The organism is Sphingopyxis sp. (genome assembly GCF_050725655.1).
Taxonomy (GTDB): Bacteria; Pseudomonadota; Alphaproteobacteria; order Sphingomonadales; family Sphingomonadaceae; genus Sphingopyxis.
The window spans coordinates 41,719-61,573 of sequence record NZ_JBOHHT010000026.1 but is presented as its reverse complement, the minus strand read 5'-3'; the positions used below and the strand labels follow the sequence as shown (position 1 = coordinate 61,573).

Annotated in this window: 17 protein-coding genes; 14 read left to right on the top strand and 3 right to left on the bottom strand. The window is 65.5% G+C overall.

Annotation, left to right across the window (positions count from 1 at the left end):
* Nucleotides 1-259: 259 nt before the first annotated feature.
* On the top strand, nucleotides 260-922 hold the full coding sequence (locus tag ACREBX_RS03175) for an MOSC domain-containing protein (protein WP_431560304.1): 663 nt from the start codon (nucleotides 260-262) through the stop codon (nucleotides 920-922).
* Here ACREBX_RS03175 and ACREBX_RS03170 read toward each other — a convergent pair.
* Together ACREBX_RS03170 and glpD are read right to left on the bottom strand one after the other, a co-directional pair.
* Nucleotides 919-1,299 carry a helix-turn-helix transcriptional regulator gene (locus tag ACREBX_RS03170; RefSeq protein ID WP_431560303.1) on the bottom strand — a complete coding sequence of 127 codons (381 nt, stop codon included), beginning with the start codon at nucleotides 1,297-1,299 and terminating at the stop codon, nucleotides 919-921. The two genes, ACREBX_RS03175 and ACREBX_RS03170, sit on opposite strands and share 4 nt — an antisense overlap.
* A 9-nt stretch (nucleotides 1,300-1,308) precedes the next feature.
* Entirely contained in the window at nucleotides 1,309-2,826 is a 1,518-nt protein-coding gene (glpD, locus tag ACREBX_RS03165; protein WP_431560302.1) for a glycerol-3-phosphate dehydrogenase, read from the bottom strand.
* 103 nt (nucleotides 2,827-2,929) lie between these two features.
* On the opposite strand from glpD, the gene zwf reads away from it, so the two are divergent.
* The 11 genes from zwf (at nucleotide 2,930) to ACREBX_RS03110 (ending at nucleotide 17,522) form a co-directional block, all read left to right on the top strand.
* Entirely contained in the window at nucleotides 2,930-4,414 is a 1,485-nt protein-coding gene (zwf, locus tag ACREBX_RS03160; RefSeq protein WP_431560301.1) for a glucose-6-phosphate dehydrogenase, read from the top strand.
* Nucleotides 4,415-4,621: 207 nt separating this feature from the next.
* Nucleotides 4,622-6,463, top strand: a complete 1,842-nt coding sequence (edd, locus tag ACREBX_RS03155; protein WP_431560300.1) for a phosphogluconate dehydratase — start codon at nucleotides 4,622-4,624, stop codon at nucleotides 6,461-6,463.
* Nucleotides 6,460-7,080, top strand: a complete 621-nt coding sequence (eda, locus tag ACREBX_RS03150) for a bifunctional 4-hydroxy-2-oxoglutarate aldolase/2-dehydro-3-deoxy-phosphogluconate aldolase (protein ID WP_431560299.1) — start codon at nucleotides 6,460-6,462, stop codon at nucleotides 7,078-7,080. Before edd ends, eda begins: the two co-directional genes overlap by 4 nt.
* 89 nt (nucleotides 7,081-7,169) lie before the next feature.
* Nucleotides 7,170-8,741 (top strand): HAD-IB family hydrolase, encoded by a 1,572-nt coding sequence (locus tag ACREBX_RS03145; protein WP_431560298.1) that lies wholly within the window; start codon nucleotides 7,170-7,172, stop codon nucleotides 8,739-8,741.
* A 111-nt stretch (nucleotides 8,742-8,852) separates the two neighbouring features.
* Complete coding sequence (locus ACREBX_RS03140; RefSeq protein ID WP_431560297.1) at nucleotides 8,853-11,192, top strand: glycerol-3-phosphate 1-O-acyltransferase; 2,340 nt, start codon at nucleotides 8,853-8,855, stop codon at nucleotides 11,190-11,192.
* A 1-nt stretch (nucleotide 11,193) separates the two neighbouring features.
* Nucleotides 11,194-12,762 carry a WS/DGAT/MGAT family O-acyltransferase gene (locus ACREBX_RS03135; protein ID WP_431560296.1) on the top strand — a complete coding sequence of 523 codons (1,569 nt, stop codon included), beginning with the start codon at nucleotides 11,194-11,196 and terminating at the stop codon, nucleotides 12,760-12,762.
* A 24-nt stretch (nucleotides 12,763-12,786) separates the two neighbouring features.
* Nucleotides 12,787-14,235 carry a DUF3336 domain-containing protein gene (locus tag ACREBX_RS03130; RefSeq protein ID WP_431560295.1) on the top strand — a complete coding sequence of 483 codons (1,449 nt, stop codon included), beginning with the start codon at nucleotides 12,787-12,789 and terminating at the stop codon, nucleotides 14,233-14,235.
* Nucleotides 14,236-14,237: 2 nt separating this feature from the next.
* A complete protein-coding gene (locus ACREBX_RS03125; protein ID WP_431560294.1) occupies nucleotides 14,238-15,098 on the top strand; it encodes a lysophospholipase in 861 nt (286 codons plus the stop codon).
* Nucleotides 15,095-16,027, top strand: coding sequence for an alpha/beta fold hydrolase (locus ACREBX_RS03120; protein WP_431560293.1), 933 nt, complete (start codon nucleotides 15,095-15,097; stop codon nucleotides 16,025-16,027). Before ACREBX_RS03125 ends, ACREBX_RS03120 begins: the two co-directional genes overlap by 4 nt.
* A gap of 41 nt (nucleotides 16,028-16,068) precedes the next feature.
* Nucleotides 16,069-17,070 (top strand): NAD(P)H-dependent glycerol-3-phosphate dehydrogenase, encoded by a 1,002-nt coding sequence (locus ACREBX_RS03115; protein ID WP_431560292.1) that lies wholly within the window; start codon nucleotides 16,069-16,071, stop codon nucleotides 17,068-17,070.
* A gap of 113 nt (nucleotides 17,071-17,183) precedes the next feature.
* Entirely contained in the window at nucleotides 17,184-17,522 is a 339-nt protein-coding gene (locus ACREBX_RS03110; protein ID WP_431560291.1) for a hypothetical protein, read from the top strand.
* 70 nt (nucleotides 17,523-17,592) lie between these two features.
* Here the strand turns inward: ACREBX_RS03110 and ACREBX_RS03105 are convergent, their stop codons facing one another.
* A complete protein-coding gene (locus tag ACREBX_RS03105) occupies nucleotides 17,593-18,216 on the bottom strand; it encodes a TlpA family protein disulfide reductase (RefSeq protein ID WP_431560290.1) in 624 nt (207 codons plus the stop codon).
* Between ACREBX_RS03105 and argH the strand changes: the two genes are divergently transcribed.
* Together argH and ACREBX_RS03095 are read left to right on the top strand one after the other, a co-directional pair.
* The gene (argH, locus tag ACREBX_RS03100; RefSeq protein WP_431560335.1) at nucleotides 18,215-19,591 is read left to right on the top strand and encodes an argininosuccinate lyase; all 1,377 of its coding nucleotides are present in this window, start codon (nucleotides 18,215-18,217) and stop codon (nucleotides 19,589-19,591) included. The two genes, ACREBX_RS03105 and argH, sit on opposite strands and share 2 nt — an antisense overlap.
* Nucleotides 19,591-19,842, top strand: coding sequence for a hypothetical protein (locus ACREBX_RS03095; protein ID WP_431560289.1), 252 nt, complete (start codon nucleotides 19,591-19,593; stop codon nucleotides 19,840-19,842). Before argH ends, ACREBX_RS03095 begins: the two co-directional genes overlap by 1 nt.
* Nucleotides 19,843-19,855 lie beyond the last annotated feature (13 nt).

The following is a 19,855-nucleotide window of genomic DNA, read 5'->3' as shown; positions in this document are numbered from 1 at the left end:
TCGCGCTCGCCGTCGCGGAAGGGCCAGACCGGTTCGGCTGTCAACATCGGGGCGCTCAACCTCGGTAATGCGGTTGGCGCTGCGGTCGACGGCGGCGTGATCGGCCTCGGCTCTGGTTTTCCGGCGGTCTCGATTGCAGGCGCGGCGATGGCGGTCGCTGGACTCGCGATCGTGCTCGCATCGCGCACGCAAAAGTCTCCGGCGCTCGCCCAAGCGTGACGATTGCCATTTCGGCGGCGGAGCTTATGCAATCGCGGTCATGAACGCCGAAATTCTCGCCGTCCTCCTTGGCAATGTCCGCCCCTTTCGCGGCGACGATGAACCGAGCGCCATCGGCAAGCTGCCGGTGGCGGATGTGGTTGCTGTCGGCGCGATGGGGCTTGTCGGTGACGAGCAGGCCGACCGGACGGTGCATGGCGGCATCGACAAGGCGATCCACCATTACCCCGCCGACCATTATGACTGGTGGCGGGGGTATCTGGGCGAGATGCCGCTGCTCGATGCGCCGGGTGCGTTCGGAGAGAATATCTCGACAGCCGGGCTCGACGAGCGGAATGTCTTTCTCGGCGATCGCTTCCGCCTCGGCACCGCGCTCGTCGAAGTGACGCAGGCGCGCCAGCCGTGCTGGAAGCTCGATCATCGCTTCGGGGCCAGGGGCGTGATGGCGCAGGTCGTGAAGACGCGGCGGACGGGCTGGTATTACCGCGTGCTCGAGACGGGGCAGGTTCAGGCGGGCGACACGCTCGACCTCGTCGAGCGGCCCTATCCCGAATGGCCGCTGTCCTCGCTGTTTGGCCTGTTGATTGGCGGCGAGGCAAAGGATCGTCCGGCGGACCTGCGCGCGCTCCGCGACGTGCCGATACTCGCCGAAACCTGGAAGGTGCGGCGCGCCAAACTCGCCGAACAATTCGGCGCCGACTAGGGCCAGGGCATCGGGGCGGCCATCGCATAGCGCTTCGGCGGCACCCCGACATGGCGGGCAAAGGCGGTGCTGAACGCGCTCGCCGATCCATAGCCGACCCGTTCGGCGATCTCGTCGAGCTTGCCTTCGCGGCGGCGCAGCAGGTCTTTGGCCAGACTCATCCGCCAGCCTTGCAGATATTCCATCGGCGGCACGCCCTGCGTGCGGGCGAAACGGTCGAAAAAGGCCGAACGCGACAGTGCCGCCTTCTTCGCGAGTTCGGCAACGGTCCACGGATGCGCGGGCGGGCCATGGATCTGCCGGATCGCCGCAGCAGGGGCAATCGCATTTCGCTGCCGGTGCGGACGCTTTGGCGATCGCCGCTGTATAAGCGTCACGAAGTCTGATCAGGCGGGCTGAGCGGCAGGGCGCTTCGCGTCGAGCCAGGCGGCGAGCTTCGCGACCTCATCGTCGCTGAAGTGCAGTCCCAGCTTGCTCCGCCGCCACAAGATATCTTCGGTCGTGCGCGCCCATTCGCGCGTGACCATCCACTCGACCTCCGCGGCGCTGAGCCCATGCGCGATCTCGCCGCCGAGGGCTTCCCAATCCTCGGCCTTGCCAAGCCAGACGCGCGCGTCGGTGCCATAGGCCCGGGCGATGCGGTCGACCGTCGCGGCGGTCAGGAAGGGGTAGGCGAGCCTATATTCGGCCTTGAGCGCCGCCACGCCGTTCGTCGGGAAGTTGCCGCCGGGAAGCGACGCCTTTGCGGTCCAATGCTTGGTCGACAGCGCCGGAACATGATCGACAAGTTCATCGACCGCGGCCTCGGCGACATGGCGATAGCTTGTGATCTTGCCGCCATAGATGGTGAGCAGCGGCGCGCCTTCCGCGAGGTCGAGGTCGATACGATAGCCGCGCGTCGCGGCTTCGGGGCGGCCCGATCCGTCCTCGATCAACGGCCGCACGCCCGAATAGGTCCAGACGACATCGGCAGGGGTGATGGGCGCGCGGAAATAGAGGCTGGCGCCTTCGCACAGATAGGCGATTTCTTCGTCGCTCGCCTTCGCCTCGCTCGCCGGCCCGTCATGATCCTGATCGGTCGTTCCGATCAGCGTGAAGTCGCGCTCATAGGGAATGGCGAAGAAGATGCGCCCGTCGGGAAGCTGGAAGAAATAGGCATAGTCGTGGTCGAAGATCTTCCGCACGACGATGTGCGATCCGCGCACCAGCCGCATCTGATGGTCGGGTTCGGCGTCGGCGCGTTTGAGAAGGTCAAGCACCGCGGGCCCCGCGGCATTGACGATACTGCGGCCGGAGAAGCGATATTGGTGGCCCTGATCGTCGCTCGCGTCGACCACCCACAGGCCATCCTCGCAGCGCAGCATTTCGGCGCGCGTGCGCGTGCGGACGCGGGCGCCGCGATCGGCGGCGTCGCGCGCGTTGAGCGCGACCAGCCGCGCGTCGTCGGCCCAGCCGTCCGAATATTCGAAGCCGTGCACATATTGCGGCTGGAGCGGTCCGCCTGCCGCGTGACGGCGCAGATCGATCGAACGCGTCGCGGGCAGTTTCTTGCGGCCGCCGATATGGTCGTAGAGGAAGAGGCCGAGCCGCAGCAGCCAGCGCGGACGCAGCCCCGGCCGATGCGGCAGGACAAAGCGAAGCGGGCGGATGATATGCGGCGCGATGCCCCACAGCACCTCGCGTTCCTTCAGCGCTTCGCGGACGAGCCGGAATTCATAATGTTCGAGGTAACGCAGCCCGCCGTGGATCAGCTTGGTCGATTTCGACGACGTGCCTTGCGCGAGATCGCCCGCTTCGAGCAGCAGCACGCGTGCGCCGCGTCCGGCGGCATCGCGTGCGACCCCGGCGCCATTGACCCCGCCGCCGACGACGATGACATCATAGGATTGCGCGCTATCGGGCATGGTGCATCCCTATGGCAGCGCTGTCGGATTTGCCAATAGCCGACATCGTATGCGGCCTACGTATGCGCGTTGCATTCGCTTCGTGTATCGCCCAATTCCTTTTATGTTATCCAAGGGGACGATCGTGAGCGTGAAAGTCGAAACATTGGTGCTGTTCGGCGCGACGGGCGACCTGGCGCAGCGCATGCTCTTTCCCTCGCTCTACAATCTCCACCTCGACGGGCTGCTCGCCGACGCGCTGACGATTATCGGATCGGGGCGTTCGAAGATGGACCGCGCGGCGTTCGGGCAGCAAGTCCGCGATGCGCTGACCGAGCATCTGCCCGCAGACCGTATCGAAGAGGCTGGCGTCGCCGCCTTCCTCGCCCGGATCGATTATTGCGCGATCGATGCCGGCGCGGGCACGGGTTACGATGAACTCGCGGCCTTGCTCGGCGACCGGATGCAGCGCCCGATCGGCGTCTACCTCTCGACCCCGCCGTCGATGTTCGGGCCGATCGCGCAGGGGCTCAACGCCGCGGGTATCGCCTGCACCGAATGTCGCATCGCGATGGAAAAGCCGATCGGCCACGACCTCGCCTCGTCGCGCGACGTCAATGCGCAAGTCGGCGATGCCTTTGCCGAGGACCGCGTGTTCCGCATCGACCATTATCTCGGCAAGGAAACGGTCCAGAACCTGCTCGCGCTGCGCTTTGCCAACATGCTGTTCGAACCGTTGTGGAACGCGCAGGCGATCGACCATGTCCAGATCACCGTCGCCGAGACCGTCGGGCTCGAAGGCCGCGTCTCCTATTATGACGGCGTCGGCGCGCTGAAGGACATGGTCCAGAACCATATGCTCCAGCTGCTCGCGATCATCGCGATGGAGCCGCCGTCGAGCGTGTCGTCGACCGCGGTGCGCGACGAGAAGGTCAAGCTTCTGCGCAGCTTGCGCAAGATGACGGCCGCCGACGTGAAGGCGCACAGCGTGAAGGGGCAATATACCAGCGGCGCGGTGAATGGCGGCGCGGTCGCGGGCTATGCCGATGAACTCGGCAATCCGTCAAACACCGAAACCTTTGTCGCGCTCAAAGCCTATATCGACAATTGGCGCTGGAAGGGCGTGCCCTTTTACCTGCGCACCGGCAAAAGGATGCCCGAGCGCAAGTCCGAAGTGCTGATCCAGTTCAAGCCCGTGCCGCACAACATCTTCGCGCGCGTTGGCGCGGGCAAGCTCGACGCGAACAGCATGATCATCAACCTGCAGCCCGAGGAAAATATCCGGGTCAAGGTGATGGCCAAGCAGCCCGGCCTCGACCGCGACGGCGTGAAGCTGAAAGAGGTGACAATGGACGTTTCGCTCTCGCACAGCTTTGCCGGCGAGCGTCGCCGGATCGCATACGAACGCCTGCTGCTCGATTTCATCGAAGGCGACCAGACCTTGTTCGTCCGCCGCGACGAGGTCGAGGCGCAGTGGCAGTGGATCGATTCGATCCGCGATGCCTGGGCCGAGGTCGATATGGCCCCGCAGAACTACACGGCCGGAAGCTGGGGACCGAGTTCGTCGATCGCGCTGATCGAGCGCGACGGGGCAAGCTGGCATGACTGACAAACGACATCCCCTCTCCCCTTGCGGGAGAGGGTTGCGCAGACCTGCCAGCTTGCTGGCTAGTCGTAGCTGGGTGAGGGGTATGCGCTCGCTCGGCGAGCGCGCGAGCCTCGGGCTCGCAACCCCTCATCCAACTGCGCCTAGCGCCTTCGGCACAAGGCTCCGTATCCTTCTCCCGCAAGGGGAGAAGGGAATAGGTTTTACATCATGACCACCCTCCACCCCACCATCGCCGCAGTCACCGACCGCATCATCGCGCGCAGCGCCAAGCGCCGCGCCGCTTACCTCGACCTGATGGACCGTCAGCGCGAGGCCGGCACCAACCGCGGCAACCTCTCGTGCGGCAACCTCGCGCACGGCTTTGCCGCGTCGGGCGAGGACAAGCCCGCGATCCGCGGCGGCGCCGAAATGAACATCGGCATCGTCACGAGCTACAACGACATGCTCTCGGCGCATCAGCCGTACGGCCGCTACCCCGAGCAGATCAAATTGTTCGCGCGCGAAGCCGGCGCGACCGCGCAGGTCGCGGGCGGCGTCCCCGCGATGTGCGACGGCGTGACGCAGGGGCAGGCGGGCATGGACCTGTCGCTGTTCAGCCGCGACAATATCGCGCAGGGAACGGTGATTGCGCTCAGCCACGCGATGTTCGAGGGCGCGCTGCTCCTCGGCATTTGCGACAAGATCGTCCCCGGCCTGCTGATCGGCGCGCTGCGTTTCGGCCATCTGCCGCAGATCCTGATCCCCGCAGGCCCGATGCCCTCGGGGCTCGCGAACAAGGAAAAGCAGCGCATCCGTCAGCTTTATGCCGAAGGCAAGGCGAGCCGCGACGAGCTGCTCGAGGCCGAGGCGGCAAGCTATCACGGCGCGGGCACCTGCACCTTCTACGGCACCGCGAATAGCAACCAGATGATGATGGAGCTGATGGGGCTTCACATCCCGGGTAGCGCCTTCACCAACCCCGGCACCAAGCTGCGTCAGTTACTGACGCGCGCTGCGACGCACCGGATTGCGCAGATCGGCTGGGACGGCGACGACTATCGCCCGCTCTCGCGCTGCGTGGACGAGAAAGCGATCGTCAACGCCGCGATCGGCCTGCTCGCGACGGGCGGTTCGACCAACCATGCGATCCACCTGCCCGCGATCGCGCGTGCGGCGGGGATCATCATCGACTGGCAGGATTTCGACGAGCTCAGCCACGCCGTGCCGCTGCTCGCGCGCGTCTATCCGAACGGCGCGGGCGACGTGAACAATTTCCACGCCGCGGGCGGCATCGGCTATGTCGTGCACGAACTGCTTGGGGCTGGCTTGCTCCACGGCGATGTGCTGACGGTCGGCGGGACGATGGCCGATTATGCGTCGGAACCCGTGCTGGTCGACGACGAACTCCACTGGCAGGCCGCGCCCGCCGAGAGCCGCGACGACACGATGCTGCGCCCCGTCGCGGCGCCTTTCTCGCCCGACGGCGGCATGCGCCTGCTTGCCGGCAATCTCGGCCGCGCGATCATCAAGACCAGCGCCGTCGCCGAGGATCGCTGGACGATCGAGGCGCCATGCCGGATCTTCGACACGCAGGATGCGGTGCTGACGGCGTTCAAGGCGGGTGAACTCGAACGCGATGTGATCGTCGTCGTGCGCTTTCAGGGGCCGCGCGCCAACGGCATGCCCGAACTGCACAAGCTGACTCCGGCGCTCGGCGTGTTGCAGGACCGCGGCTTTCGCGTCGCGCTGCTCACCGACGGCCGCATGTCGGGCGCGAGCGGCAAGGTGCCGGCGGTGATTCACCTCTCGCCCGAAGCCTTGCCCGGCACCGACGGCGTCAGCGGCCCGCTCGCCTTCCTCGCCGACGGCGACATCGTCCGCGTCTGCGCACGCAGGGGCGAAGTGCTCGCGCTCGTCGATCCCGCTATCTGGGCTGCGCGTACCGCTGCCGTAGCGCCGCCGCCTGCGGTCGGCGTCGGCCGCGAGCTTTTCGCGCTGTTCCGCCACCATGCCGACGAAGCCGAAAAGGGTGGGTCGGCCGTTCTTGCTGCCATGGAGTCCGTCATTTGAGCCAGTCCATCGACCAGATCATGCGTTTGGCGCCGGTTATCCCGGTGATCGTTATCGACCGGGTCGAAGATGCGGTGCCGATGGCCGAGGCGCTGGTCGCCGGCGGGTTGACGGTGCTCGAAGTCACCTTGCGCACCCCCGCCGCGCTCGACGCGATTTCCGCCATGAAAAGCGTCAAGGGCGCGATCGTCGGCGCAGGCACCGTGCTCGATCCCGCGATGCTTGAGGGCGCCATTTCGGCAGGGGCCGAATTCATCGTCTCGCCCGGCCTCACCGACAATCTCGGCAAGGCGGCCGTGGCGAGCGGCATTCCCTTCCTTCCCGGCACCGCCAACGCCGGCGACATCATGCGCGGGATGGACCTTGGCCTCGATCGCTTCAAATTCTTCCCCGCGGCGACCAGCGGAGGCTTTCCGGCGCTGAAGGCGCTCGCCGGCCCCTTCGGTCAGGCGCGTTTCTGCCCCACCGGCGGCATCAGCCTCGCGACGGCACCCGAATGGCTTGCGCTCGATCCGGTGCTGTGCGTCGGCGGCAGCTGGGTGGTCCCGTCGGGGCCACTCGATCCCGCGCGAATCGAGGCGCTTGCCCGCGAGGCTGCGGCCCTTTCGCGCCATTGATTAACCCCATTTTACCTGCCATCGTGCAGGCATAAGGCGGCAAACAAGCCGTTGGTGGGGAGACAGGCGTGCCGAGGCCGCAACCGCATTTGGACGAAGTTCTGGCATCGGAGCCGGGGTCGCATATCGCCGCGCTGTTCGATTTCGATGGCACGATCATCTCGGGCTATTCGGCGACCGCGATGCTGCGCGAGAAATTCCAGCGCCGCGAAATGTCGATGGAGGAAATCGCCGAGACCGCACAGGTCATCGCGCAGCACAGCCTTGGCACGATCGGCTTCTCGGGGCTGATGTCGGGCGCCGCGAAGTTCATGAAGGGCGTCGAGGAAGAGAGCTTCATCGCGTTCGGCGAAGAACTCTACAAGAAGCATATCGCGCGCAAAATCTATCCCGAGACGCGCGCAATCATCGAGGCGCATCAGGCAAAGGGTCACCGCGTCGCGATCATCTCGTCGGCGACGATCTACCAGATCGAACCGACCGCACGCGACCTCGGCATCGACGACATCAAATGCTCGGCTTACGAGATCGAGGACGGCGTCTTCACCGGCGAGATCATCCGGCCTTTGTGTTTCGGCGACGGAAAAGTGCTCGCCGCCGAGGAACTCGCCGCCGAATATGGCCTCGATCTCGACAACAGCTTTTTCTATTCGGACAGCGACGACGATATCGAATTGCTTGAACGCGTCGGCAAGCCGCGCCCGCTCAACCCCAATTTGAAGCTCAAGGCGATCGCCGAGGAAAATGGCTGGCCGGTGCAGCGTTTCGCCAGCCGCGGCACGCCGAGCTGGGTCGATTATACGCGCACCATTTACGCCACCGGCTCGCTCGTCGGCGCCTTCGCTGCGGGTCTCCCGATCTGGGCGCTCACACGTTCGCAGCGCGAGGCGGCGAATTTCTCGATCGGGCTGTTCGGCGATTTCGCGACGGCGATCACCGGCGTCGAGCTCGAGGTCGAGGACGAAAAGCATCTGTGGTCCTCGCGCCCCTGCGTCTTCATCTTCAACCACCAGAGCAAGGCCGATGTGATGATCCTCGCCAAGCTCATCCGCCGCGACATGGGCGGGGTGGGCAAGAAGGAAATCAAGAACATCCCCATCCTCGGCAAGCTGATGGAATGGGGCGGCACCGTCTTCGTCGACCGCGCCGACGGCAAAAGCGCGATCAAGGCGATGGAGCCGCTGGTCGACGCAATCCAGATCGAGGGCAAGTCGATCTGCATCTCGCCCGAGGGCACGCGCAGCCTGACGCCCAAGCTCGAACCGTTCAAGAAGGGCGCGTTCCATTTGGCGATGCAGGCCGGGGTGCCGATCGTCCCGATCGTCATTCATAATGCCACCGACGTCGCGCCCAAGAATGAGTTCGTGATGCGCCCCGCGACGGTGCGCGTCACCGTGCTGCCGCCGGTCGACACGTCGAAGTGGAGCGCGCGGACGATGAACAATCACGTCCGCGACGTCCGCAACATGTTCCTGCGCACGCTCGGCCAGCCCGAGGAAAGCGTGGCGGAATCGGTGGCGAAAGAACCCGCTCCCGAGGCCGCTTCGCCCGAAGCGAAGACCGAAAAGGCAAAGCCGAAAAAGGCGGCGGCAAAGAAGCCGGCGCCCGTCAAAAAGGCGTCCGCCAAGACACCCTCCCCGCGAAAGGGAAGGGCGGCCTAAGACATGCATCACCTCGTCATTGCGAGCGAAGCGAAGCAATCCAGAGCGGTTTACGCCATACTGGATTGCCGCGTCGCTTCGCTCCTCGCAATGACGGAGGGGTATTAGGACATGGCCGACGGATCGCCCCGCACCCCGATCGTGACGGAGGACGCGGCCGACCGGCTCTATATCATCGACGCGCGCAACGGGGTCGAACGGCAACTGTTGCTTGATTGGGTCCACGCCACATCAGGCGACAACGAACCGCAATGGGCGAGTCTCGCAATCGAGGACGACGATCATGCGTTGCCGCTCGACATGCTGCGCGCGCGGCTCGACGGATCGCCGTCGCGGCAGGTGGTGCCGCTGCGCGTCGCGTGGCGCATCCCCGGGTTCGAACGCGACCGTGCGCTCAAATTTCGCCACATCCTGTTCGGTGACCCGCGCCACCCCGGCCCGCTCCGCTCGCGGCTGATCCTGCTCCGCGACCGCCGCCGCGCGCAGATTTTGGTCGGCGAGGCGGCGACGCTCGACGCGCTGCGCAACCGTTTCTGCCGGCAGACCGGCGGCGGCGACGGCGAGGGGACCGACAGCCCCGAATTTGCGGGCTTCGTCGCACGGCAGGCGGGGCTCGCGCTTGACGTCGCCGAACGCGGCATCCGCGGCACGCGCTACAAGGTGCCGCGCTTCGTCGCCGATGGCCTGCGCACCAGCCCCAAATTCCGCGCCGCGCTCGTCGAACTGTCCGAGGCGACGGGGCGCCCGGTTGCCGAGCTTTTCCGCGAGGCGCGACCGCTGATGAAGGAAGTGATCGCGCGGCCTTCGGCGCTTTTCCTCGACCTGCGCGCGCGGCTCGACCGCATGATGTTCGGCGGCTACGCGCCCGAGATGGAGGTCGACGCCGCCGAGCTTGCAAGACTGCGGTCGATCCTGCGCGAGCATCCGACCGCGATCCTGTTTACCCACAAGACTTATATCGACGGCGCGACCCCCAGCCGGCTCACTTATGAAAACGACATGCCGATGCTGCACAGCTTTGGCGGCGCCAATCTCGATTTCGCGATCATGGGCGAATTTTTCCGCCGCTCGGGGATGATCTTCATTCGGCGCAGCTTTCAGGACCAGCCGGTCTACAAGCTCGTGCTGCGCCACTATATCGCGTGGCTGCTTGCGAAGCGTTTCCCGCTGAGCTGGGCGTTCGAGGGAACGCGCTCGCGGCTCGGCAAGCTGATGCCGCCCAAATATGGCTTGATGAAATATGTCCTCGACGCCGCGCATGCGACGGGGACGCGCGATGTGCATTTCGTGCCCTTCGTCACCAGCTTCGACCTGATCCGCGACGTCGAGGAATATGCCGCCGAACAGACGGGGCGAAGCAAGAAGCCCGAGAGCCTGTCGTGGTTCCTCGGCTATATGAAGAGCCTCAAGGAACCCTCGGGCCGCATCCGGCTCGACGTCGGCAACCCCGTGGTGATCGACGAAGCGCCGGGCCCCGACGACAAGCGCGCGCTCGAGAAGATCGCCTTTGCGGTCGCGGTCGAAGCGAACCGGGTGACGCCCCTGACAGTTACGTCGGTGATGTGCCTGATTCTGCTCGGCATGGCCCCGCGCGGCGCAACCGCCGCCGAACTGCTCGGCGCGATCGGCGCGGTGACCGACTGGGCGCGGGCGCGCGACATCCGGCTCAGCAGCGAACTCGAAAGCGGCGACGATGCGGCGCTCTCCACCACCGTCGACACGCTGGTCGAAAGCGGTCTGCTGACGCGCTACGAAGCGGGCAGCGAGAATGTCTATTCGATCGATCCCGCCAAGCATCCGATGGCGAGTTATTATCGCAACATCATCGCGCATCATTTCCTCGACCGCGCGATGATCGAGCTTGCGCTGTTCGAGCTGCGCGACGCCGATAGCGGAGATGCGACCGCAGCCTTCTGGGCGAAGATCGACCGGCTGCGCGACCTGTTCAAATTCGAATTCTTCTACCCGCCGCGGGGCGAGCATCTTGCCGCGATCGGGGCCGAACTCGCGCGCATCGATCCCGTCTGGGACCGCCGGCTTGCCAGCGGCGACCGCGGCATCGCGCAGCTCCTCCGGCGGTGTCAGCCGGTCGTCGGTCACGCGATATTGCTTCCCTTCGCCGAGGCTTACTCGGTTGTCGCCGAACCGCTCGCGCGCGCGAAGCCCGGTGACGTCGTCGACGAACAGGCGTTGCTTGACGCCGCGCTCGCCGAGGGCAAACAAGCCTATCTGCTCCGCCGGATCAGCAGCGAGGCGGCGATCGGGAAATTGCTCTTCGCCAACGGCCTGTCGCTGATGCGCCATATGGGACTGACCGCCGACGCGACCCCGGAGGGCCTTGCCGCGCGCCGCGCGCTGCTGATGGAACTGCGCGGCCTCGCCAACGTCATGGAAACGATGCGCCTTTCAACCGTGGCGCTCGCCGACCGGTTGCCTGGTTCAGGAGGATAGGATGCTCAAACAGCTCAGCGCGCAGGACGCCCAGTTCCTCTACACGCAGACCGCGAACAATCTGACGCATATCATGGGGGTCTATATCTACGACCCCTCGACCGCGCCGGGCGGGTTCGTGCGCTTCAAGGACATCATCCGCCACGTCGAAAGCCGCGTCGACACCTCGCCCTTGTTCAAGCGTCGCCTTCACCGCCTGCCGTTCGACATGGATCATCCCTATTGGGTCGAGGACGAGCATTTCGATATCGAGGCGCATATGAGCCACGCGCGGCTGCCCGAGCCCGGCGACTGGCGGCAATTCTGCATCGCGGTCGCGCGCTGGTTCTCGAAACCGATGGATATGAACCGACCGCTCTGGGACATTTATATCATCGAGGGGCTCGACCGCATCCCGGGTATTCCGAAGGGCAGCTTCGCGATGCTCCACCGCGTCCATCATGCCGCGGTCGATGGCGCGTCGGGCGCGCATGCTTTCATCGCGATGAGCGACATCGATGCGAAGGGCACGCCCGCGATTCCCGAACCGCCGCCGGTCGAGGAGCTGGGCAAGGCGCCGTCGAGCAGCGAAACGCTCTCGCGCGCCTGGTCGGCGTCGATGCAGTCGCCGGTCAAGTTCATGAACGCGCTGATGAAAATGTCACCTGCGATCATCTCGTCGGCGCGCAAGTCGATTGCCGAAGGCGGGATGACCGCCGGGGTGCCCGAAACGCGCTTCAACGTGCCGGTCGGCCCGCACAAGATGTTCGACGCGACCACGGTCGCGCTCGCCGATGTCGCCGAGATCCGCAAGAAGGTGCCCGGCGCGACGGTCAACGACGTCGTGCTCACCACCGTCGGTGGCGCGCTGCGCAAATATCTCGCGAAGCACAAGGAACTGCCCAAAGACAGCCTCGTCGCGGTCGCGCCGATCAACCTGCGCGGCAAGGGCGGCCCAGGAGGCAAGGGGGCGTCGAAGCCGGGCAATCAGGTGTCGGCGATGAGCGTGCCGATCCGCACCGACATCGCCGACCCGCTCGAACGGCTCGCGGCGGTTCGCGACTATACGGTCGAGGCGAAGGAGGCGAAGGCGGGGGTCAGCGCCCGCATCATGACCGACCTGTCGCAGCATATTCCCGGCGCGACGATGGCCGCGGTGGCGCGGCTCGTCACCAGCGAGCGTTTCGCGGTGCGCGGCACCAACCTCTTCATCTCGAACGTGCCCGGCGCGCAGGTGCCGCTCTATCTCGCGGGGGCGCAGCTCGTGCAGCAGCACGGCATGGCGCCGCTGGCGAACAATATGGGGCTGTTCGTCGCGACCCCCAGCTACAACGGCCGGATCGCCTTTTCGCTGATTTCCGAGCGCGCGGTGATGTCCGACATCTCGTTTTTCCGCGAATGTATCGAGGAAAGTTTCGCCGACCTGATGGCGGCGGTGCCGAAGCCCGAGAAGCCTAAAGCCGCTACGGCAACGCCGAAACCGACGGCCAAGCCCAAGCCGAAACCGAAAGCCGTCCCAAAACCTGCCGCCAAGCCCCCCGTGAAACCGGTTGCTAAAGCGAACGCAACCGGCAAGACTCGCAAAAAATAGACCATGCTCTCGCAGGATTACCGAATGCTCTTCACCCCGACGCTCAGCGCCGACCGCGATCTTGTGACCGCGCCCGACTATGCCACATGGGCGAAAGCCGCCCGCGAACATGACAGGAAATCGGGTTTGCAGGCGTGGCGCGACGCCGATGAAAGCAGGTATTTCGATTATAAGGCGATCCGTGCACGGCTCGAAAAACTGCGCAAGCTGTCGGCGGCGGGTGACGTCAAGGGGCTGCTGTTCGTGCTCAACGAAGGCATCCACGGCAACATCGACGGCATGGGGCACGAGCGGCTCTATCAAAAAGCCCGCTTCGGCACCAAAAAGCTGATCGAGGATTATGTCGCCGAAGTCGTCGCATCGCTCGACAAGATCGCCACCGCGCGCAGCATCACACGCGAGGAAAAGCGCGATTTCTTCCGCCGGGCGCAACATTGCTACGGCCGCTCGGCGCTGTTGCTCTCGGGTTCGGGTAGCTTCCTCTTCTTCCATATCGGTGCCGTGAAGGCTTTGTGGGAAGAAGGCGTGCTGCCCGCGATCATGTCGGGGGCGAGCGGCGGGTCGATCGTCGCGGCGATCGTCTGCACGCGCAAGAACGCCGACATCGGCGCCTTCCTCGAAAGCGAGCGCCTCGCCAATCCCGACCGCGATTCCGACGGGCGGCGCCTCGCGCCTGACGAAGTCCGCGAACGCCTCGCAGACCTGATCCCCGATCTGACCTTCCAGGAAGCCTATGAAGTCAGCGGCCGCCACCTCAACGTTTCGGTCGCGCCCGCCGAAAAGCATCAGAACGGCCGCCTGCTCAACGCGATCACCGCGCCGAATGTGCTGATCCGCGAAGCCGTGCTCGCGTCGTGCGCGGTGCCCGGCGTGTTCCCGCCGGTGATGTTGATGGCGCGCGACGACAAGGGTGCGCGCATCCCTTACCAGCCCGACCGGCGCTGGGTCGACGGGTCGGTGACGCATGATATTCCGACCAAGCGGCTCGAACGACTGTACGGGGTCAACCATCATATCGTCAGCCAGGCGAACCCGATCGCGCTGCCCTTTGCGACCGACACGCGCAAGCAGATGGCGCCGATCGAGGCCATTCAACACGCGTCGATGGCGACGTTCAAGGCGTGGCTCAACGCGAACATGGTGATTTTCCAGAAGCCGCTCGAATGGGTCCCGCCGCTCAACAGCCTCGCCAACATGGCGCGGTCGGTGATCAACCAGGAATATACCGGCGACATCAACATCATCCGCCCGCCCAAATTCTGGTCGCCGGCGAAGATCCTCTCCGACCTTGCGCAAGAGGACATCGACGAGCTGATCGACACCGGCGAACGCACCGCATGGCCCAAGGTCGAGATGGTCCGCACCCAGACCGCGATCAGCCGCGCGCTCGAAGCGATATTGGCGAGGATCGACAAGGCGGGCGACGATGGCCCCGGCCACCGCAGCGCGGCATTGAAGAAGGCGGTTCGCTGAGCATGGCGGCGGGCGCGGTGATCCTGCCTGCCGGTTCCGCCGGCGCGGGGGCCAGGCTCCACGTCACCCATTGGCTGCCCGAAGGCCGCCCGCGCGCGATCATATTGCTCGCGCACGGCTATGCCGAGCACGCCGGGCGCTATGAATATGTCGCGAAACGGCTGACCGATGCGGGTTATGCCGTCTATGCGGTCGACCATTGGGGCCATGGCAATTCGGACGGCGAGGGCGGTTTCGTCCCCCGCTTTTCGGCCTTTCTCGACGGCATGAGCGAATTGCTGACGCTCGTCGAGATCAACCATGCCGATACGCCGCGTCTGCTGCTCGGTCATAGCATGGGCGGTCTGATCGCGACCTTGTTCCTTGTCGAGCGCCAAAATGCCTTTGTCGCGGCGGCGCTTTCGGGTCCCGCGATCCTGCCCGCCGAACCGCCGTCGCGCTTCACCGTCTGGATCAGCCGTTTCCTCTCGCGCTTCTTCCCGCGCCTCGGCGTGCTGTCGCTGGATTCGAATGGCGTCAGCCGCGATCCGCAAGTGGTCGCCGCCTATCGGGCCGACCCGCTCGTCTATGGCGGCAAGATCGGGGCGCGGCTGGGCAAGGAATTCATGAACGCAATGGCGGTCGCGCAGGCCGACGCGCCAAAGATAAACCTGCCGATCCTGATCCAGCATGGCGAAGCCGACCGGCTGACCGCGCCCGCGGGATCGCGCTATCTGTTCGCCAATGTCGCGTCGAAGGACAAGGCGCTCAAAATCTACCCCGGCCTGTTCCACGAAATCTATAACGAGCCCGAACGCGATGCCGTCCTCGACGATCTGATCGGCTGGTTCGATGCGCATGTGAAGGGGCAGGGCGCGGCATGAAAATCCTTCTCGTCCTGATCTTCGCGCCGCTCATCACGCTCGCGCTGCTCTATTTTCTTTTCCCCGAACAGTTTGTGCAGCTGATGCGCTGGCTGATGCGAAGGCGCGCGCGGGTCGTGCGCAAGACGGTGACGGTCGACGGCCGCACCTGGCCCTATCTCGAAGGCGGCGATCGCTCGAAGCCGACGCTCGTGATGGTCCACGGCTTCGGCGCCGACAAGGATCACTGGACCTTTTACGCACCGTGGCTGACGAAGGACTATCATCTGATCGCGCCCGATCTGCCGGGTTTCGGCGAGAATGACCGCGACGGCGAATTGCCGTTCGACGTCGAAACGCAGGCGGCGCGGCTCAAGGCGTTTCTGGGTGCGCTCGGCATCGAGCGCCCGCACCTCGGCGGCAACAGCATGGGCGGGTGGATCGCGCTGCGCTTTGCGATCGATTATCCCGACCGGCTGCGCTCGCTGACGCTGATGAACAATGCCGGGATCGTCGGCGCGAACGAAAGCGAGTTGCAGAAACTGGCCGCCGACCGCGATTATAATCCGCTCGTGCTCGCCAGCCTCGAAGACGCCGACCGGCTGATCGCCTTTGTCGTCCGCAAGCCGACGCACGTGCCGGCGCGGCTGAAACCTGTCATCTACGCCGACGCGCTGAGGCATCGCGACCTGCTCGACAAGATTTTCTGGGTCATCGCCGACGAGATGGAGCAGAAGCCGCTCAACGACGAACTCGCCCGCGTGAAGGTGCCGACGCTGATCATCTGGGGCCGCCACGACAAGCTGATCGACGTCAGCTGCGTCGCGGTGCTCGAAAAAGGGATCGCGGGCAGTACGGCGCACATCTTCGAGGATGTCGCGCATGTCCCGATGATCGAGGCGCCGAAGGCGACCGCGATGGTCCAGCGCGAGTTTCTTGCCAAGCATTGAAATGATCGCCAGTCTCTCCCGAAAACAAGGGGGAGAGACGCATGCGGTTGAAGGTCGGCCTGCTCGGGGGAGGCAGTTGGGGCACCACGGTCGCGTCCTTGGTATCGCGCAACGCGCCGATCACCTTGTGGGCGCGCGACGCGGAGACCGTCGGCGACATCAACCAGCATAACGAAAACCGCAAATATCTGCCCGGCATCACGCTGCCGCCTGTCTTGCGTGCCAATGCAGACATGGCCGAGGTCGTCGCGAGCTCCGACGTCCTCGTCATGGGCGTCCCCTCGCACAGCTTCCGCGCCGTGCTCGAAGAAGCAAAGACCCATCTTCGCCCCTGGGTTCCCGTCATCAGCCTGACCAAGGGCCTCGAACTCGCGTCGGGCAAAAGGATGACCGAGCTGATCGAGGAAGTGCTCCCCGGCCATCCCGTCGGCGTGCTCACCGGGCCGAACCTGGCGCGCGAGATCATGACCGGGCAGGCTGCGGCGAGCGTGTTGTCGATGGAGGACGAAATCGTCGTCCGCGCGCTTCAGCCGGTGTTCCACTCGGGGCTGTTCCGCGTCTACACCAACACCGACCTGCTCGGCTGCGAGCTCGGCGGGGTGCTCAAGAATATCATCGCGATCGCGGTCGGCATGGGCGACGGGCTGGGGGCGGGGGACAACACTCGCTCGGCGCTGATGACGCGCGGGCTCGCCGAGATCACCCGGTTGGGCGTTGCGATGGGCGGGCGGCCCGAAACCTTTGCCGGCCTCACCGGCATGGGCGATCTGATCGCGACCTGTACCAGCCCCTTGTCGCGCAACCGCCACGTCGGGGTCGAACTGGGCAAGGGCGGGCGCATCGACGACATCATCGCGGGGATGAATATGGTCGCCGAAGGGGTGAAGAGCGCGCCGACCGTCATCGCGCTCGCCGAAAAGCACGGCCTCGACATGCCGATCGCGCGCGATGTGTATGACGTGACGCAGGGAAAACGCAGCGCGCAGGACGTGTTTCGCGGCCTCCTCCGCTCCGCCGTCGGCGACGAAGCGCACCCCGGATGAGCGTTTCCGCCGCGACCCGTGCAATTTCGGCGCTCAGTCGGGAATAAAAGGGCGATCTGCTTCGTTGACTCCTCTGACCGCCCCGCAAAGGGCGGGCAATCAGGAGATGGACGATGAAAAAATGGACCACCCTCGCTATTCTAGTGGCTCTCCCCGCCACCGCCGCCGTGGCAGCTGTTCCTTATGGCTCGCAGCCGCCGGGATTCGAGGCGCCACACATTCGCACCAGCCCCATTGCGGGCGTCGTCAACCAGCAATGGTATAATTACAAAGCCGATATTCTTGAGGCGGAGAAGGAATTGACCAGCGACCTTCGCCATTCGACCGACCGCGAGGACCGCTGGGACGCGTGGGACGAATGGGAGACCGAGGTGGTCGACGCCGACAAGGATTATGTGAAGGAAATGCGCAAGAAGGGTTATCGCAGCGGCCGCGTGACGGTTGGCGGCTAAGCTCTCCCCGGAGCCTTGCTCTGGGTCGCAGGGAAGGGCGGGTGTCATGGGGCACCCGCCCTTTCTTGTTTCAGGACTGGGCCTCGGCCAGCAGCGCCTTCGCCTCGGCACCCTGCCAATCGATCGCCCCCACAACGCGCCAGATCTCGCGGCCCTCTGCATCATAATAGATGCTCGTGGGCAGCGCGCTGTTGGCGGCGTCGAGCAGGCTGTTCTGCGGATCGACATAGGGTTGCAGTGCCTTCAATCCGGCTTTCTGAAACCACGGATCGACCACGGCGGCGCCTTGCAAATCCTGCGCGACCGCGATCACCGTCATCTGCTCGCCGCTCTTCGCCGCGAGCGTGTCCAGCGTCGGCATTTCGGCGACGCACGGTGCGCACCATGTCGCCCACAGGTTGACGAGCAGCGGCTTGCCGCGAAAGTCGGCGAGGGTGACGGGGGCATCGTCGGGACCCTGAAAGGCGACGGTCGGCGCTGCCTTGCCCTTGTTGGTGCGGTCAACCTGATGCTCGAAATGGCCGACGCCCTTCGCTTGGCCCGCCGAAACATTTGCTTGGCTCCCTGCCGCTTGCTCGCCCGCCTGCTTTTCCCTATCGCAGCCCGCGATTGATCCGGCCAGCAGCACGGCGAGGATCGCAAGATACGGGCTTGGAACGCGGCGGATGGCGAATACTCCGGATAGCAACAGCATGTGGGGCGGCCGCTTCGGTGGCGGACCCGCGGCAATCATGCAAGAGATTAACGCATCGATCCCCGTCGACAAGCGCCTGTGGGAAGAAGATATCGCCGCCAGCCGCGCGCACGCCGCGATGCTTGGCGCCGCGGGCATCATCGGCGCCGACGATGCCGTGGTGATCGACCGCGGGCTGGCACAGATCGCGGGCGAATTTGCTGCAAACGGCGTGCCGGTCGACCTCAGCCTCGAAGACATCCACATGACCGTCGAATCGCGGCTGAAGGACCTCGTCGGCGAAGCCGCCGGACGGCTCCACACCGCGCGTTCGCGCAACGACCAGGTCGCGACCGATTTCCGCCTGTGGACGCGCACCGCCTGCGAGCGCATCGACGCGGGATTGCAGGCGATCCAGACCGCGCTGCTCGCGCGCGCCGAGGAACATGCCGACAGCATCATGCCCGGCTTCACGCACCTGCAGGTCGCGCAGCCGGTGACGCTCGGCCATCATCTGCTCGCCTATGTCGAGATGTTCGGCCGCGACCGCTCGCGCTTCGCCGACGCGCGCCGCCGCCTCAACGAATCGCCACTCGGTGCCGCCGCGCTCGCGGGCACCGGCTTTCCGGTCGATCGCCACGCGACCGCCGCGGCGCTCGGCTTCGACCGCCCGATGGCGAACAGCATCGACGCCGTCTCCGACCGCGACTTCGCGCTCGAATTCTGTGCGTCGGCGTCGATCGCCGCAATCCACCTGTCGCGTCTTGCCGAAGAAATCGTGATCTGGGCCAGCCAGCCCTTCGGCTTCATCAGCCTGCCCGATGCCTGGTCGACGGGCAGCTCGATCATGCCGCAAAAGCGCAACCCCGACGCCGCCGAACTGGTGCGCGGACGTGCGGGCCTGCTGCTAGGCGCGTTCCAGCGGCTCGCGGTGATCGTGAAGGGCCTGCCGCTCACCTATTCGAAGGATCTACAGGACGACAAGGAAACCGTCTTCGGCGCCTTCGACGCGCTCGCGCTGTCGCTCGCCGCGATGACGGGCATGGTCGAAACGCTGACATTCCGCACTGACCGCATGCGCGCGCTCGCCGCCTCGGGCTATTCGACCGCGACCGACCTTGCCGACTGGCTCGTGCGCGAGGCGGGGCTGCCGTTCCGCGCGGCGCATCATGTCGTCGGTTCGTGCGTGAAGCGCGCCGAGGAACTCGGCGTCGAGCTATCGGCGCTGCCCGAAACCGACGCCGCGGCGATACATGCCGCGGTCACACCCGACGTGCTGGCGGTGCTGACCGTCGAGGCGTCGGTCGCCAGCCGCACCAGCTATGGCGGGACGGCGCCCGAACGGGTAAGGCAGGCCATCGCCGCGGCCCGCGCAGCGCTCGAAGGAACGATTTGATGGCGACCAAGCGCCTCATTATTGTTGGCATGGCTACAATCGCGCTGCTCGGCGCGTGCGGCAGCAAGGAAGATCTGAAGCCCGTTGCAGGCCAGCCTGCACCGGTGATTCCCGTCGGCGCGGCCCGCGCCCCGACTACGGAGGAGCTTACGACGCCTGACGCGCAGGCCCGGCCCGCGCGCAGCGACGAACTTCTCAAACGGTCCGAACAACGCGAACCCGACGATTTCGACTTGCCGCCTCCGGGCTGAGCTTCAGGACTTT